Below are 14,538 nucleotides of genomic sequence, written 5' to 3'. Positions count from 1 at the left end.
TTTGTTGAGATGTGAATTAGAGAAGGGAGCAATATTTAACATGACAAAGTATATTTTCGTAACAGGTGGCGTCGTATCGTCACTCGGTAAAGGGATCACCGCTGCATCGCTCGCTCGTCTCTTGAAAAACCGTGGCCTTAACGTCACGATCCAAAAATTTGACCCGTACATCAACATCGACCCGGGTACAATGAGCCCGTACCAACACGGGGAAGTTTTCGTCACAGATGATGGCGCAGAGACGGACCTTGACCTTGGTCACTACGAGCGCTTCATCGACATCAACTTGAGCCAGAACGCGAACGTCACGTCTGGTCGTATTTACTCGACGATCCTCAAGAAGGAACGCCGTGGAGACTACAACGGTGGAACAGTCCAAGTCATTCCGCACATCACGAACGAAATCAAAGACCGTGTCTTCCGTGCTGGAAAAGAAACGGGCGCAGACGTCGTCATCACGGAGATTGGTGGAACAGTAGGGGATATTGAGTCGCTTCCGTTCATCGAAGCCATTCGCCAAGTGAAAAACGATATCGGAAAAGAAAACGTCATGTACGTCCACTGTACGCTTGTTCCGTATCTTGCAGCAGCAGGTGAGCTCAAGACGAAACCGACACAACACAGTGTCAAAGAACTCCGTAGCTATGGTATCCAGCCAGACATCATCGTCTTACGTGCAGAGCACCCAGTCCCACAAGAGATGAAAGATAAAATCGCTCTCTTCTGTGACACACGTCCGGAAGCAGTCATCGAAGCACAAGATGCATCGACGCTCTACGAAGTACCGCTCAACTTGCAACGTCAAGGCATGGACCAACTCGTCTGTGACTACTTCAAGTTCGACACACCAGTTGCTGACATGACGGCTTGGAAACAACTCGTCCACACAGTGACGCACCTCGAGAAGACGACGAAGATCGCACTCGTCGGGAAATACGTCGAATTGCGTGATGCGTACATCTCAGTTGCAGAAGCACTGAAACACGCTGGATTCGCCTTCAACAGTGATATCGAAATCGACTGGATCAACGCAGAAGACGTGACGCGCGAAAACGTCAACGAATTGCTCGGTTCAGCAGACGGAATCCTCGTTCCTGGTGGATTTGGAGAACGCGGAATCGAAGGGAAAATCGAAGCGACACGTTTTGCACGTGAAAACAACGTACCATTCTTCGGTATCTGTCTCGGTATGCAACTCGCGACAGTTGAATTCGCACGTAACGTCCTCAATCTTGAAGGCGCACACTCAGCGGAAATCGACCCAGCGACACCATACCCGATCATCGACTTGTTGCCAGAACAAAAAGACATCGAGGATCTCGGTGGTACACTCCGTCTCGGACTTTACCCATGTAAACTCGAAGATGGAACGAAAGCACGTGCCGCGTATTCAAGCGAGCTCGTCTACGAACGTCACCGTCACCGTTATGAGTTCGGTAACGAATTCCGTGAGCAGTTCGAAGCGAACGGCATGGTCTTCTCAGGTACGAGCCCAGACGGTCGTCTCGTTGAGATCATCGAAATTCCAGAACACAAATGGTTCGTCGCGTGTCAGTTCCACCCAGAATTGATCTCGCGTCCAGAACGTCCACAAGCACTCTTCCATGACTTCATCCAAGCTTCACTTGGTGAATGAAAGGAAAGATAATCAAAGACGCGATAACCTTCAGCATCTTGAAGATTACCGCGTCTTTTTTGATTGGTTATATTCAGAACTACATATTATAGAAGAAAAGTGTTAATCCCACTCTTCCGTCATCTCTTGTAGTTGCGTCAAGATATGTGTCAAGAGGAACGCACAAAGGGCAAGACTCGGCAGTCCGTGACGTGAACCGTCCTCTGCCGGAAGCAATCCTTTATTAAACTTCAAGGCGAGCGGTGCAATCGAACGCTCGAGCGTTTCTGTCACGTCACTGAGTGTGACGATCGCATAAGGCGTATGCCATGCGTCATAGCGGGCAAGAGAAGCGAGAAGGTCGGAGCGTTCCGTATCTGGCGTAAAGATTAAGACGCGATCGACAGCGTGCAGTGTCTTTCGATCCTTGATTTTCGTAACCCGTTTCATCTGATCCGGACCTTCTGAGAGCATTGGATAGAGTCCTTCGCATTCACCGTAAGCGTCGACGTAGACCGTGCCTTCCCCGACGAGTGCCTGTGCGAGCAGACGGACGACATCGAATAGTTCGTCTTCCTGTTTTGCGAGCGTTTGCAATTTTCCGTTGAATTGTGTAGCTAAGATTTTCATCATTTTTCTTCATCCTTTCTATGTTTCTCTCAAGGACAGTATAAAGCAAGTTTTGCTTTAGTGTAGAATGGAAATAACTAGAGGGGGAGTGGCAGAGATGAAAGGCAGATTGTTGATCGTCGAGGATGAACCGGGAATCCGGAATTTGCTTGCACAGTTGTTCCGGGCAGAAGGGTATGAAACGGACGTCGCCGTCGATGGAGAGGAAGCGATCGTTTACTTACAAGAAGCGGCATATGATTTGCTGTTGATGGATGTCAACATGCCGGGGCGGACCGGGATCGAGGTTTTACGTCATCAGGACCGGATCGGACGACGTGTCCGGACGATTTTAATGACGGCACTCGGTGAAAAAGAAGCGATGGAAGAAGCGAAACGATTAGGGGTCGTCGCCTTCTTCGGAAAGCCATTTGACATCTTCGAATTAAAAAAAGAAGTGACTGTGCAAATTTCTCACGATGTAAGCGGTTAATCCTTCACGTCGCCGTCACAAACCAAAAAACCGAGCGAAATGCTGTACGTTCCGATGAATCAGTATGTTATAATCAGTCTGAAATTGCACGAGTTCGTGTAAGCAGCGATCAAAACAGAGGAGGATGTCATTATGCCATTAGTATCTATGACAGACATGTTAAACAAAGCTCTCGAAGGTAAGTATGCAGTAGGTCAATTCAACATCAACAACCTCGAGTGGACACAAGCGATTCTCGGTGCGGCTCAAGAAGAGCAGTCACCAGTTATCCTTGGAGTATCTGAAGGTGCAGCACGCCACATGGGCGGATTCTACACTGTCGTGAAAATGGTTGAAGGTCTCGTACACGACATGAAAATCACAGTTCCAGTCGCAATCCACCTCGACCACGGTTCGAGCGTTGAAAAATGTAAAGAAGCGATCGACGCTGGATTTACATCTGTCATGATCGATGATTCGCACAGCCCGATCGACACAAACATCGAAACAACAAAAGCAGTCGTTGAATACGCACACGCTAAAGGCGTTTCAGTTGAAGCGGAAGTTGGTACAGTTGGCGGACAAGAAGACGACGTCATCGGTGATGTCATGTACGCGAAACTTGACGAGTGTGTACGCATCGTCAAAGAAACAGGAATCGACACGCTTGCTCCTGCACTCGGTTCTGTTCACGGACCATACAAAGGTGAACCAAACCTCGGATTCAAAGAGATGGAAGAAATTCGTGACGCTACAAACCTCCCACTCGTTCTTCACGGTGGAACTGGAATTCCGACACACGATATCGAAAAAGCGATCTCACTCGGAACTTCAAAAATCAACGTTAACACAGAGAACCAAATCTCATTCGCGAAAGTCGTTCGTGAAGTGTTGGCTGAGAAACCAGAAGCATATGACCCACGCGTATTCATCGCACCAGGTCGTGAAGCAATCAAACAAACTGTCATCGGTAAGATGCGTGAGTTCGGTTCAAGCAACAAAGCTTAATCGACTCCTCTTTAAAGTGCGGTAGACTTCGGTCTACCGTGCTTTTTTCATATCATATGAACGTGTATTCGATGGAAAACAGTAGGACTTCTCGTGAAAAAAACCTATAATAGAGTCGTAAGCGATTTCAAGGGATGAAAGGGGAACGAGAAAGATGAGATTTTTCATTGACACAGCAAACGTAGAGGACATCAAGAAAGCACATAAAATGGGGATTTTAGATGGTGTCACGACGAATCCATCGCTCGTCGCTAAGGAGGGCGTCGATTTCCATACAAGACTTCGTGAAATCTGTGAAATCGTCGGAGATGTCTCTGTCAGCGCTGAAGTCATCGCGCTTGATGCAGAAGGAATGATTCGCGAAGGGAAGGAACTTGCCCAGATCGCACCGAACATTACGGTTAAGGTTCCAATGACTCCGGCCGGACTCGAAGCGGTCGCAGCACTTTCAAAAGAGAAGATCACGACGAACGTCACATTGATCTTCAATCCGAACCAAGCATTACTCGCAGCCCGTGCTGGTGCGACATACGTATCACCATTCCTCGGTCGTCTAGATGACATCGGTCAAGATGGAATGGGCCTCGTCGAGACGATTGCTCAAATTTTCGTCGTACATGATATTCCGACACAAATCATTGCGGCATCGGTCCGGAACCCGGTTCACGTGACGAACGCTGCTCTTGCGGGCGCAGACATCGCGACGATTCCATTCTCGGTCATCGAGTCACTCACACACCACCCACTCACGACGCAAGGAATTGAAAAGTTCCTCGCGGACTGGGAAAAAACGCAGCAATAATCGTAGCGAAGAGAAAGGTTGATGGAACGTGGACATTTTGCATATCGTAGGGCAACAACGCCTAGAAGGAACCGTATCAATCAGTGGTTCGAAGCAAAGCGCCATTCCGTGTCTTGCTGCAGCTCTACTGACGGATCAGACGGTCGTTCTAGAAGGCGTGCCGGAAATTGGCGACGTCGCGACAATGATCGAGATTTTAGAGACGCTCGGCACGGTCGTGACACGTCAAGGCGATATGGTGACGATTGATCCAAGTCGGGTTGAATCGATGCCGTTAACTGGTGCGGAGACGCGCAAGTTACGCGGATCGATCTACCTTATGAGCGTTCTGGCGGCCAGATTCAAACAAGGAGTCGTCGGTCTGCCTGGAGGTTATGCCATCGGACCACGACCGATTGATTTACACATCAAAGCACTGGAGCGTCTCGGTGTTTCCGTACGTAACGAGCAGGGCGTCCATTACATGCGCGTCGACCGTCTCGTCGGAAACCGAATCTATCTCGATCTTCCGTCATTCGGAGCGACGATCAGTGCTTTACTCGTCGCGGTCTTCGCTGAAGGAACGACTGTCATCGAAAACGCCGCCTATGATCCAGAAGTCATCGACGTCAGTACGATGCTGACGAACATGGGGGCAAGTGTCAAAGGGGCAGGAACGGATGAGATTCGAATCAAAGGCGTCTCACGCCTGAGTGGTTGCCGGCATACCTTGATTCCAGACCGGATGGAAGCAGGAACGTTTTTGACGATGGGCGCGGCACTTGGGCGCGTCACCGTCGATAACGTCATTCCGCTTCATCTCGAGAGCGTTATCCAAAAACTCGAGCGGTATGGTGCGTTGATCGAAGTGACAGATGATTCCGTCACGGCGACATTCCAGGAGGCGAAGCCGGTCGATATTCGTGTCTTCCACTACGGTGGATTCCCAAGCGATCTACAACCTGTCATCTCGGCAGCGTTGTTGCAAGCGAAAGGAGCGAGTATCGTTGTCGATAAGTTGTACCCGCAACGTTTCCGACATGTACAGGAGTTGCGGCGCTTAAACGCCCGAATCACGCATGAAGACGCTTCGATCATCATTCGTGGTGGCGAATCCTTACTTGGTACGGAAATCGAGGCACCAGATCCACGCGGTGGCGCAGCACTTGTCTTGGCGGGACTTCTCGCTTCAGGGGAGACGACATTGCACCACGCAGAAGTGCTTGACCAGAGTTACGAACGATTTGATCAGAAGTTGAAGGAACTAGGCGCCCTCGTATGGCGTGAAACGATTTGACCGATTTGTAACAAGGGAGAGGGGACATACACATGGAGAGAAGTCTATCAATGGAACTTGTACGCGTCACGGAGGCGGCAGCACTTGCCTCTGCACGCTGGATGGGAAAAGGATTGAAGAATGAAGCAGATGATGCGGCAACAAGCGCGATGCGTGATGTCTTCGATACGATTCCGATGAAAGGAACCGTCGTCATCGGGGAAGGCGAGATGGATGAAGCACCGATGCTTTACATTGGAGAAAAGCTAGGAAATGGGTATGGACCACGACTTGACGTCGCTGTCGATCCGCTCGAAGGAACGAATATCGTCGCAAAAGGAACATGGGGCGCACTTGCTGTCCTCGCTGTTGCCGATGCGGGAGATTTACTCCATGCACCGGACATGTACATGGATAAGATTGCAGTTGGTCCGGAAGCAGCAGGACACATCAGTCTGGATGCGACGATTGAAGAAAACATCGCAGCAGTCGCAAAGGCGAAGAACAAGGAAATCGAAGACGTCGTCGTCTCGATCCTTGATCGCGAACGTCATGAAGAAATCATTCAACGGATTCGGGCAACAGGGGCACGGATTCGCTTGATTGGTGACGGTGACGTTGCTGGTGCGATCAACACGGCGTTCCCGCATACAGGGATTGATATCTTGCTCGGTTCAGGTGGCGCACCGGAAGGCGTTCTTGCTGCCGTTGCCTTGAAATGTCTCGGTGGAGAGCTCCAAGGGCGCTTGTTACCAGCAGACGATGCTGAGATCGAACGTTGTAAGAAGATGGGCATCGAAGATCCATCGAAGATTCTCATGATGGACGATCTCGTCGCAGGAGACGACTGTATCTTTGCTGCGACAGGGGTCACGGACAGTGAGTTGATGAAAGGTGTCCAGTTCACGGCACAAGGCGGTCAGACACACTCTGTCGTCATGCGTGCGAAATCCGGAACGGTTCGCTTCGTTGAAGGCATTCACTCGTTTAAGAAAAAACCGAAGCTTGTCATTAAGTAAAAGAGACGGACTCATACGTGAGGACTTGATCGATAAAAAAGAGTTGGTGTTTCGGATAATTTCCGAAACACCAACTCTTTTTGCTATGTTTCTAGGAATCAAGACGTTCATCCTCAACTCCTAGAGGAAAAGGAAACGTGCTAACGTTTTCCGCTTCGTTAAATCGTATGGGAAGATTGCAGTGCCTCCAAATCGCTCGACATGAAATTTCGTTTTGAAGAGCATTGTCTCACGTTTGACGAGCAGGACGTGATTTCATTATCGTACAGATAGGCGAATTCACGACTAAGACCTCTTGAAGCACCTGTGATGAAGACATGCATCCTATTTCCTTCTTATGAATTGAATGAGATGAAAAAAAGCGATCGAGCCAATGCTCAACCGCTTTGAGATGATGAATTAAAGGTAAGATCCTGCGCCGACAAGGCGTGAACCCCAGTACCCTGATTTGAAGCTTGAGTATTTAACGCCACCTGTTTCTGAGTTAACCATGCTTGACTTGCTTGTTGCGATCCCGACGTGTTGAATGCCGCTACCGTGTGAGAAGAAGACAAGATCTCCTGGTTGTACGCTTGAAACGCTGACTTTCTTAGAAGAAGAATATTGTGAAGAAGACGTACGTGGCAATGTTTTACCAGCCGCTTTCTTGTAAACGTAGCTTGTGAAACCAGAGCAGTCGAATCCACGAGTCGTTGTTCCGCCCCATACGTATGGTGTACCTTTATGTTTTGCTGCTTCGTTCAGGATTTTCGTCCGTTTAGAAGATGTGCTTGTTGATTTTTTAGCGCTTGAAGATGATTTGTATGTCTTTGTGTATTGTGAGAAGACATAACGTGTTTTACCGCCGTATGAGATTTTTGTCCAGCTGCCTGATTTGCCTTTGTATGTAAAGACTTGACCAGCGTTGACTTTCCCGACGATGCTTGCTTTCGTAGAAGGAGCTGTCCGAACACGAAGACCGTTGTCCGTGATCTTGACTTTCGTGACTGTTGCTGCTTCAACTTTACCTGTACCCACTGATGTAAAACCTGAAACCACTAAGGCTGCTGTCGCGATCGATGCTAGAAAACGTTTCATGTTAAGAATTCCTCCGTTTTAATGTAGTGTGTTGCGTCCGTAAGTTATATGATGAAATCATTAAGTGTGTGATTAAGCAGTGAACCTTACAACTGTGTAAGAATTTTGTCTGCAGGAATATCTTAGCATGCGCGCCCTTAAAAACGTTTTTTCAGTTAGAAGACAAAATAGATGCTTTTGTAACATAACTGAAATAATATCCTTGAATATTACAAAGTAAGAAACGCAAAGGATTGTTGACGACGAATTTAAAAAAATATGATACCTTTAGTTCACGAAAGAAATTACATACCTCCTGATGTATGTATGGAAGTATGCTGAATGCAGTTGAATTTATAAAGAATAGGTGAAAAACATGCCAACAACTGATAAAAAAGATAAACCTGAACGTTCCTATACTTTGGCTCAATTGAGCCAGCTGACATTAAAAGAATTATATGAAATCGCAAAGACGAAGAATGTCCCGCAATATCGGGAAGCCCGTAAGCGTGAGTTGATGTTCAAGATTCTAAAAGCACAGGCGGAATCAACAGGTCTTTATTTCCTCGAAGGGGTACTTGAAGTCATCCCTGGTAATCCACAAATGCAAAACGATGGTGGCTTCGGCTTCCTTCGCCCTATCAATTATTCCCAATCCTCTGAAGATATCTATATCGCCGCTTCTCAAATCCGACGCTTCAATCTACGTAATGGTGATGTCGTCACAGGTAAAGTACGCCCACCGAAGGAAAACGAACGTTTCCAAGGATTACTTAGTGTGGAAGCCGTCAACGGCGAAGCACCGGATACAGCGCGTAACCGTTTGTTCTTCCCGGCGCTGACACCGATCTATCCGGATCGTTTAATGCGTCTTGAGACAGAGCCGCGTCATTTATCGGTTCGTGTCATGGATATGATTGCACCGGTTGGGTTTGGACAACGCGGTTTGATCGTCGCACCACCAAAAGCAGGGAAGACGTCACTCCTCAAAGAAATCGCGAACTCGATTCAAGAGAATCATCCGGATGTCGAGCTGATCATTCTATTGATCGATGAGCGACCAGAGGAAGTAACGGACATCGAGCGTTCGGTTCCGGGAGCAGATGTCGTCAGTTCAACGTTCGACGAAACACCGGACAACCATGTCCGGATTTCTGAACTTGTCCTTGAACGGGCGATGCGACTTGTCGAACATAAAAAAGATGTCGTCATCTTGATGGATTCGATCACGCGTTTGACTCGTGCGTATAACTTAACAGTGCCGCAAAGCGGACGGACGCTTTCAGGGGGGATTGACCCAGCAGCGTTCCACAAACCAAAACGGTTCTTTGGTGCGGCGCGAAACATCGAACATGGTGGCAGTTTGACGATTCTTGCGACGGCACTCGTCGAGACGGGATCCCGCATGGATGACGTCATCTATGAGGAATTCAAAGGAACAGGAAACATGGAGCTACATCTCGATCGTAAGCTGTCGGAACGCCGAATCTTCCCGGCAATCGACATTCGCAAATCAGGTACGCGGAAGGAAGAACTCTTGCTTCCAAAAGAGCAACTCGATGCGCTCTGGACGATTCGTCGGACGATGAACGAGTCGAACGAGTTCGTCGATACGTTCCTGCGTAAGATTCGCGACACGAAAAATAATGAAGAATTTTTTGCTGAACTTGAGAAAGAAAAGAAGAAGACGGTCCGACGTGCACCTGCTAAACCGCGTACCGTCAAGAAGGAAACGACGACGGAAAAATAACTATTGCGACGCGTAAAAAAATCGTTTAGTATAGGAAGGTAACTTACTCTGGCTCAGCAAATGGACCAGGGCGGAAGGAGAGAAATCAACCATGAAACAAGGAATTCACCCTAACTACAACAAAGTAGTATTTATGGATTCAACGACTGAGTACAAATTCTTAAGCGGTTCTACTCGTTCTTCGAACGAAACGATCACTTGGGAAGATGGTAACGAGTACCCACTCATCCGTGTGGATGTGTCTTCAGACTCGCACCCATTCTACACAGGTCGTCAAAAGTTCAACGCGGCAGATGGTCGTGTCGATCGCTTCAACAAAAAATACGGCCGCAAGTAATTACTTGCCGGTTCTTAAAAAACAGCCTGCCTCCATTACGGAAGCAGGCTGTTTTTGTATAGGCTGAATTGCGAACGGTACGTAAGGTACGTCTTTAAGACGAACGAGAAAGCAATCCCGCCGACGATCCCGATCAAGTACGGCATAGCATCTGGATGTGCCAAGATGTAGTCGACGACTTTATGGAACGAGATATGACGACCAACAAAGTAGCCGGCGCCCAAGAACACACTGACCCAAATCAAAGCACCTGTATACGCGTAACTCGCAAAAATGCGAAACGGCATTTTTGAAACACCTGCAAAAAAGGCAGAGAGTTGGCGAAGACCAGGTATGTAGTAACCGATGATCAAGACCGATTTGCCGTAACGACGAAATCCGGCTTCAGCGGAGAGAATGTGTTTTTCTGAGATGCGCATCTTTGGTCCGACGCGATGCAACAGGGGCATGCCGAGTTTTAAGCCCAGCACGTAGCTAATCGTCATTCCAATGCAACTGCCAGCGTAAGCGGCAAGAATCGTACCGAACAGCGGTAGATTGCCTTGATGCATCCAAAAACCGGACAGGACGAGCAAGGTCTCATCAGGAACCGGCAATCCCACGATACCACCTGCGAGAAGGACGGAAAGACCAAGGGCGCCATATTGGTGCAGAATGTCATGTAAGAGATGATGAATCGGGGACACCTTCTTTCGCGAGAATCTTCTTCTTTAGTGTACAGGAAATGGATGAAGGTTGGAATGAAAGGACAAAAATTCTAGGTAAAGAAAAAATGAATTTTGATTTCCGGAAGTCAACCCTTTTTCTCAATACCGTTTCGAGCTATACTCGTTAAAGTGACTATTTTTAGAGGACGGTGTCGGACGATGATGCATGTAATAAATCAGTACGGCTGGATCGAAGTAATTTGTGGCAGTATGTTTTCCGGGAAATCGGAAGAGTTGATTCGTCGTGTCAGACGGGCACAGTACGGCAAACTGCCCGTTCAAGTATTCAAGCCGGCAATCGATGACCGGTACCATGAAGAGCATGTCGTCTCTCACATCGGAAATTCCGTCGTGGCGATTCCAATGGCGACGAGTCGTGATCTCTATGCAGCAGTAGCGGAAGAAACACAAATTGTCGGAATTGATGAAGTTCAATTCTTTGATGATGAGATCGTTCAAGTCATCGAAGCACTTGCGCAAGACGGAAAACGCGTCATTTGTGCAGGACTCGATCAGGATTTCCGGGCAGAGCCATTTGGCAAGATGCCAGAATTACTGGCGCGCGCAGAATTTGTGACGAAACTTCAGGCGATCTGTCTCTCATGTGGCGATCCGGCTTCCCGGACACAACGTTTGATTGATGGAAAACCAGCGAACTATGATGATCCGATCATTTTAGTCGGCGCTTCAGAATCGTATGAGCCACGGTGCCGCCACTGCCATGAAGTGCCAGGAAAGCCGAAGCCGCTCCAAACGATGCAGCACCAAAAAGGATAAACAAAAAAGACGAACCGATGATGGTCGTCCTTTGATGTAACAGCTGTTCGCTTCTAAGTGAAGACGAATAGCTGTTTTTTTTATTATCCCGTTTCCTGTGAGAAACGACTCGAGCGTTCGATGAAACGAATCGTCTCACGCACGATCAAATCCTGATCATGATCGAGGGTCGCGACGTGGTACGAGTTAAGGAGACAGTAGATTCGTTTATCATTCGTCCCGATATGCTGATGCAGGTAATCCGAGCTCGACGGCGGAACGACGTGATCGGTCGCCGAGTAAAGAATCAATGTCGGTAGAAGGATCGATCCAAGGCGTCCTTTCGTCTCATCCATCAAGCGGACGAGTTCGAATGCACAACGACTCGGAACGAGGTCATAGATGATTTCGAAAGCAGACCGTTTGATATCCGGTGCCCCTTCAGGTAGGTATTGTGGACCATCTTCAAACGACAGTGCTTCATAAGACGGAACGGAGAGAGCGGCATTGATCGTAATGATGCCTGAAAATGGAATCCCGTCAGCGGCGAGCGATAGTGCGAGCGTCGCGCCCATCGATTGACCGATGACGAAGACTTGATCGCATGTTTCTTGTAAACGTGCATAGCCGTCTTGCAGGCTCTGCTTCCAACATCGAGCAGTCGATTGTTCGAACTCACGGACGTTCGTCCCGTGACCACGCAAACGTGGAGCATAGACAGTGAATCCTTTAGCAGCAAATGCCTCACCGACGTCCCGAACACTTTGCGGGGTCGCATTAAAACCATGACAGATTAAAATGCCGATCGGTCCACCTTGAAGATAAAATGCTTCAGCACCAGTCAATACAGGATAGTTCATCATTACTATTTTTCCTCCATTCGTGAAAAAAACTCGTCAACGTCACTGCTTGGACGCCCACGAGTTTTTCACCGTATCATCCAAAGCCGCGCTTTGCTGGTCGGAGCACCTTACAGATTGCAGGTTGCCGTGAAGTCATAGAGCCAGGTCTCTCGTTCACTCTTGATAAATATCATATTGGAATTGTCGGATTAATCATTGAAACGATGGTAGCACGACCGAAAATGCCTTGTCAAATCGTTCTGGACGAATCGTGATTTGTTCTTTCAGCTAACTCATAACTTATGACTCAATCGATATGCGACAAATGGATTATTTTTGCAAAGTTGGTTGACTTTTAAAGGTTCGACCCGTAATGTAAAAATTAGTTTTACGACATAAGCAACAACGCAACAACACACATACGAATTTCATACCGCAATACTTATCCAGAGAGGTGGAGGGACTGGCCCTACGAAACCTCGGCAACAGACTCATTGTGAGCACTGTGCCAATTCCATCAGACAGATGTCTGAGAGATGAGTGGAGTGGATTCTGCCACTGCGCGGATCCAGGTCTCTTCTTGTTTCTCAAGAAGGGACCTTTTTTGTTGAATGAAGGGGGAAAGCGGAATGATTGCATTTCATCAAGTCAAAAAAACGTACGTCACGAAGGATCAGACGATCGCAGCACTCGACGGTGTCGACCTGACGATCGAGAAAGGCGAAATCTTCGGTGTCATCGGCTTTAGCGGTGCCGGAAAAAGTTCATTGCTCCGCTGCGTCAACCTGTTAGAACGACCGACGTCAGGAACAGTGACGGTCGACGGGGAAGATTTAACACAACTATCACCCAAAAAATTACGTCAAGCGAAACAGCGGATCGGGATGATCTTTCAACACTTCAATCTATTGAATGCGAACACGGTCTTTACGAACGTTGCGAAACCACTCGTTCTCGCAGGTGTCAAGAAAGACGAGATTCGTCGCCGGGTGACGGAATTGCTCGAATTCGTCGATCTCGCAGACAAGGCGGATCATTATCCGGATCAATTATCCGGCGGACAAAAGCAACGTGTCGGCATCGCCCGGGCACTAGCGACGCAACCATCCGTCCTCTTATGTGACGAAGCGACGTCAGCACTCGATCCTCAGACGACACATCATATCCTCCAGTTATTAAAACGCATCAATGCGGAATACGGGATTACGATTCTCTTGATCACCCATGAGATGGGTGTCATCCGGGAGATTTGTGACCGGGTCGCCGTCATCGAAGCTGGGAAGCTGATCGAGTCAGGAACAGTCTTTGATGTCTTTTCAAATCCGCAGACCGAGACAGCGAAAAACTTCGTCCGCTCCGTCATGCATGATGAAATTCCAGCATCAATTCGTCAGTTGATCGAGTCACGGAATGCGCATCCGATCTATAAGATTCATTTTCTCGGACACCACACCGGACAACCACTCTTGTCGCAAGTCGCAAAACGCTTCGACGTCGATGTCAACATCCTGCACGGTAGCATCACGGAGTTGCAGGAAACACCGTTCGGTACATTACTTGTTGAACTGATCGGTGAGACGGCTGAAGTGAAACGAGCCTTACAGTACATCGATCAGGCACAGGTGACCGTCGAGGAGGTGCTTGCTGATGCTAGTTAACTACAGTGATATCTGGACGGCATTCCTGCAGACGATGACGATGGTATCCGTCTCACTCTTATTCTCGACCTTGATCGGCTTACCACTCGGCATTCTACTCGTCGTCACCCGGAAAGGGGCATTGCTCGAGAACGTCCCGCTGTTCACATTTTTCAACAGTATAGTCAATATCTTCCGTTCAATTCCGTTCATCATCTTACTTGTTGCGATCATCCCGTTGACACGGTTGATCGTCCAGACGTCGATCGGAACAGAAGCCGCCATCGTTCCACTCGTCTTTTATGCCGCCCCGTATATGGCACGGCTGATCGAGAGTTCCTTACTTGAAGTCGACAAAGGTGTCCTTGAGGCAGCAGAAGCGATGGGGGCGACGCCATTCCAAACGATTTTCCGCTTCCTTCTGCCGGAAGCACTCGGTTCCCTAATCCTTAATTTAACGATTGCAACAGTCGGCTTGATCGGGGCATCAGCGATGGCAGGTGCTATCGGTGGCGGTGGACTGGGTGACTTAGCAATTACGTACGGTTATCAACGGTTCGACACGAAAGTCATGATCATCACGGTCGGGATTCTCGTTATCTTAGTCCAAGGCTTACAGACGACAGGCAACATCGTCGCACGAAAAATCAGAAGACATTAATCAAGGGAGCGA

15 protein-coding genes and 2 riboswitches are annotated in these 14,538 nt (G+C 48.3%); of the genes, 11 read left to right on the top strand and 4 right to left on the bottom strand.

The window, feature by feature from the left end:
• The first annotated feature begins 40 nt into the window (after positions 1–40).
• Positions 41–1,636: a CTP synthase gene (locus tag B2U10_RS15220; protein ID WP_047394418.1), complete on the top strand. Its 1,596-nt coding sequence runs from the start codon at positions 41–43 to the stop codon at positions 1,634–1,636.
• A 102-nt stretch (positions 1,637–1,738) separates the two neighbouring features.
• Here the strand turns inward: B2U10_RS15220 and B2U10_RS15215 are convergent, their stop codons facing one another.
• A complete protein-coding gene (locus B2U10_RS15215; protein WP_035395788.1) occupies positions 1,739–2,248 on the bottom strand; it encodes a DUF2529 family protein in 510 nt (169 codons plus the stop codon).
• A 94-nt stretch (positions 2,249–2,342) separates the two neighbouring features.
• On the opposite strand from B2U10_RS15215, the gene B2U10_RS15210 reads away from it, so the two are divergent.
• The 5 genes from B2U10_RS15210 to glpX all read left to right on the top strand — a co-directional run bounded on the left by B2U10_RS15210 (position 2,343) and on the right by glpX (position 6,780).
• The gene (locus B2U10_RS15210) at positions 2,343–2,717 is read left to right on the top strand and encodes a response regulator (protein ID WP_029342784.1); all 375 of its coding nucleotides are present in this window, start codon (positions 2,343–2,345) and stop codon (positions 2,715–2,717) included.
• A 132-nt stretch (positions 2,718–2,849) separates the two neighbouring features.
• Positions 2,850–3,704 carry a class II fructose-1,6-bisphosphate aldolase gene (gene fba / locus B2U10_RS15205; protein WP_058704156.1) on the top strand — a complete coding sequence of 285 codons (855 nt, stop codon included), beginning with the start codon at positions 2,850–2,852 and terminating at the stop codon, positions 3,702–3,704.
• Positions 3,705–3,858: 154 nt separating this feature from the next.
• Positions 3,859–4,506, top strand: a complete 648-nt coding sequence (fsa, locus tag B2U10_RS15200; protein ID WP_023469552.1) for a fructose-6-phosphate aldolase — start codon at positions 3,859–3,861, stop codon at positions 4,504–4,506.
• Positions 4,507–4,534: 28 nt separating this feature from the next.
• Positions 4,535–5,782: a UDP-N-acetylglucosamine 1-carboxyvinyltransferase gene (gene murA / locus B2U10_RS15195; protein ID WP_290788717.1), complete on the top strand. Its 1,248-nt coding sequence runs from the start codon at positions 4,535–4,537 to the stop codon at positions 5,780–5,782.
• Between the two features lie 32 nt (positions 5,783–5,814).
• Positions 5,815–6,780: a class II fructose-bisphosphatase gene (glpX, locus tag B2U10_RS15190; RefSeq protein ID WP_035410722.1), complete on the top strand. Its 966-nt coding sequence runs from the start codon at positions 5,815–5,817 to the stop codon at positions 6,778–6,780.
• Between the two features lie 399 nt (positions 6,781–7,179).
• On the opposite strand, the gene B2U10_RS15185 is transcribed toward glpX, so the two are convergent.
• The gene (locus B2U10_RS15185) at positions 7,180–7,857 is read right to left on the bottom strand and encodes a C40 family peptidase (protein ID WP_035410719.1); all 678 of its coding nucleotides are present in this window, start codon (positions 7,855–7,857) and stop codon (positions 7,180–7,182) included.
• Positions 7,858–8,212: 355 nt separating this feature from the next.
• Between B2U10_RS15185 and rho the strand changes: the two genes are divergently transcribed.
• Positions 8,213–9,586 (top strand): transcription termination factor Rho, encoded by a 1,374-nt coding sequence (gene rho / locus B2U10_RS15180; protein ID WP_035410716.1) that lies wholly within the window; start codon positions 8,213–8,215, stop codon positions 9,584–9,586.
• Positions 9,587–9,677: 91 nt separating this feature from the next.
• Positions 9,678–9,923 (top strand): type B 50S ribosomal protein L31, encoded by a 246-nt coding sequence (locus tag B2U10_RS15175; RefSeq protein WP_023469546.1) that lies wholly within the window; start codon positions 9,678–9,680, stop codon positions 9,921–9,923.
• A 35-nt stretch (positions 9,924–9,958) separates the two neighbouring features.
• Here the strand turns inward: B2U10_RS15175 and B2U10_RS15170 are convergent, their stop codons facing one another.
• Positions 9,959–10,609: a DedA family protein gene (locus B2U10_RS15170; protein WP_052019115.1), complete on the bottom strand. Its 651-nt coding sequence runs from the start codon at positions 10,607–10,609 to the stop codon at positions 9,959–9,961.
• A 183-nt stretch (positions 10,610–10,792) separates the two neighbouring features.
• Between B2U10_RS15170 and B2U10_RS15165 the strand changes: the two genes are divergently transcribed.
• Entirely contained in the window at positions 10,793–11,407 is a 615-nt protein-coding gene (locus B2U10_RS15165; protein ID WP_035410895.1) for a thymidine kinase, read from the top strand.
• Between the two features lie 83 nt (positions 11,408–11,490).
• On the opposite strand, the gene B2U10_RS15160 is transcribed toward B2U10_RS15165, so the two are convergent.
• Positions 11,491–12,249 carry an alpha/beta hydrolase gene (locus B2U10_RS15160; RefSeq protein ID WP_290753029.1) on the bottom strand — a complete coding sequence of 253 codons (759 nt, stop codon included), beginning with the start codon at positions 12,247–12,249 and terminating at the stop codon, positions 11,491–11,493.
• A 67-nt stretch (positions 12,250–12,316) separates the two neighbouring features.
• Positions 12,317–12,418, bottom strand: a riboswitch (SAM riboswitch).
• A 249-nt stretch (positions 12,419–12,667) separates the two neighbouring features.
• Positions 12,668–12,771, top strand: a riboswitch (SAM riboswitch).
• Positions 12,772–12,857: 86 nt separating this feature from the next.
• On the opposite strand from B2U10_RS15160, the gene B2U10_RS15155 reads away from it, so the two are divergent.
• On the top strand, positions 12,858–13,886 hold the full coding sequence (locus B2U10_RS15155) for a methionine ABC transporter ATP-binding protein (protein WP_290788714.1): 1,029 nt from the start codon (positions 12,858–12,860) through the stop codon (positions 13,884–13,886).
• On the top strand, positions 13,876–14,526 hold the full coding sequence (locus B2U10_RS15150) for a methionine ABC transporter permease (RefSeq protein ID WP_023469541.1): 651 nt from the start codon (positions 13,876–13,878) through the stop codon (positions 14,524–14,526). The genes B2U10_RS15155 and B2U10_RS15150 overlap by 11 nt, the downstream gene beginning before the upstream one ends.
• Positions 14,527–14,538 lie beyond the last annotated feature (12 nt).

Origin of the sequence: Exiguobacterium sp. UBA7533 (assembly GCF_002479335.1) — a bacterium.
Classification (GTDB): domain Bacteria; phylum Bacillota; class Bacilli; order Exiguobacteriales; family Exiguobacteriaceae; genus Exiguobacterium_A.
Note: the sequence above shows the minus strand (reverse complement) of the source record. Positions and strands in the feature narration are given on the sequence as shown.

Bases quoted from the DNA above. Each gene is read 5' to 3' on its own strand.
- fsa (WP_023469552.1), top strand. From the start codon at position 3,859: ATGAGATTTTTCATTGACACAGCAAACGTAGAGGACATCAAGAAAGCA.
- B2U10_RS15150 (WP_023469541.1), top strand. From the start codon at position 13,876: ATGCTAGTTAACTACAGTGATATCTGGACGGCATTCCTGCAGACGATG.
- glpX (WP_035410722.1), top strand. From the start codon at position 5,815: ATGGAGAGAAGTCTATCAATGGAACTTGTACGCGTCACGGAGGCGGCA.
- B2U10_RS15160 (WP_290753029.1), bottom strand. From the start codon at position 12,249: ATGATGAACTATCCTGTATTGACTGGTGCTGAAGCATTTTATCTTCAA.
- B2U10_RS15220 (WP_047394418.1), top strand. From the start codon at position 41: ATGACAAAGTATATTTTCGTAACAGGTGGCGTCGTATCGTCACTCGGT.
- B2U10_RS15175 (WP_023469546.1), top strand. From the start codon at position 9,678: ATGAAACAAGGAATTCACCCTAACTACAACAAAGTAGTATTTATGGAT.
- B2U10_RS15165 (WP_035410895.1), top strand. From the start codon at position 10,793: ATGCATGTAATAAATCAGTACGGCTGGATCGAAGTAATTTGTGGCAGT.
- B2U10_RS15215 (WP_035395788.1), bottom strand. From the start codon at position 2,248: ATGATGAAAATCTTAGCTACACAATTCAACGGAAAATTGCAAACGCTC.
- rho (WP_035410716.1), top strand. From the start codon at position 8,213: ATGCCAACAACTGATAAAAAAGATAAACCTGAACGTTCCTATACTTTG.
- B2U10_RS15210 (WP_029342784.1), top strand. From the start codon at position 2,343: ATGAAAGGCAGATTGTTGATCGTCGAGGATGAACCGGGAATCCGGAAT.
- B2U10_RS15185 (WP_035410719.1), bottom strand. From the start codon at position 7,857: ATGAAACGTTTTCTAGCATCGATCGCGACAGCAGCCTTAGTGGTTTCA.
- B2U10_RS15155 (WP_290788714.1), top strand. From the start codon at position 12,858: ATGATTGCATTTCATCAAGTCAAAAAAACGTACGTCACGAAGGATCAG.
- fba (WP_058704156.1), top strand. From the start codon at position 2,850: ATGCCATTAGTATCTATGACAGACATGTTAAACAAAGCTCTCGAAGGT.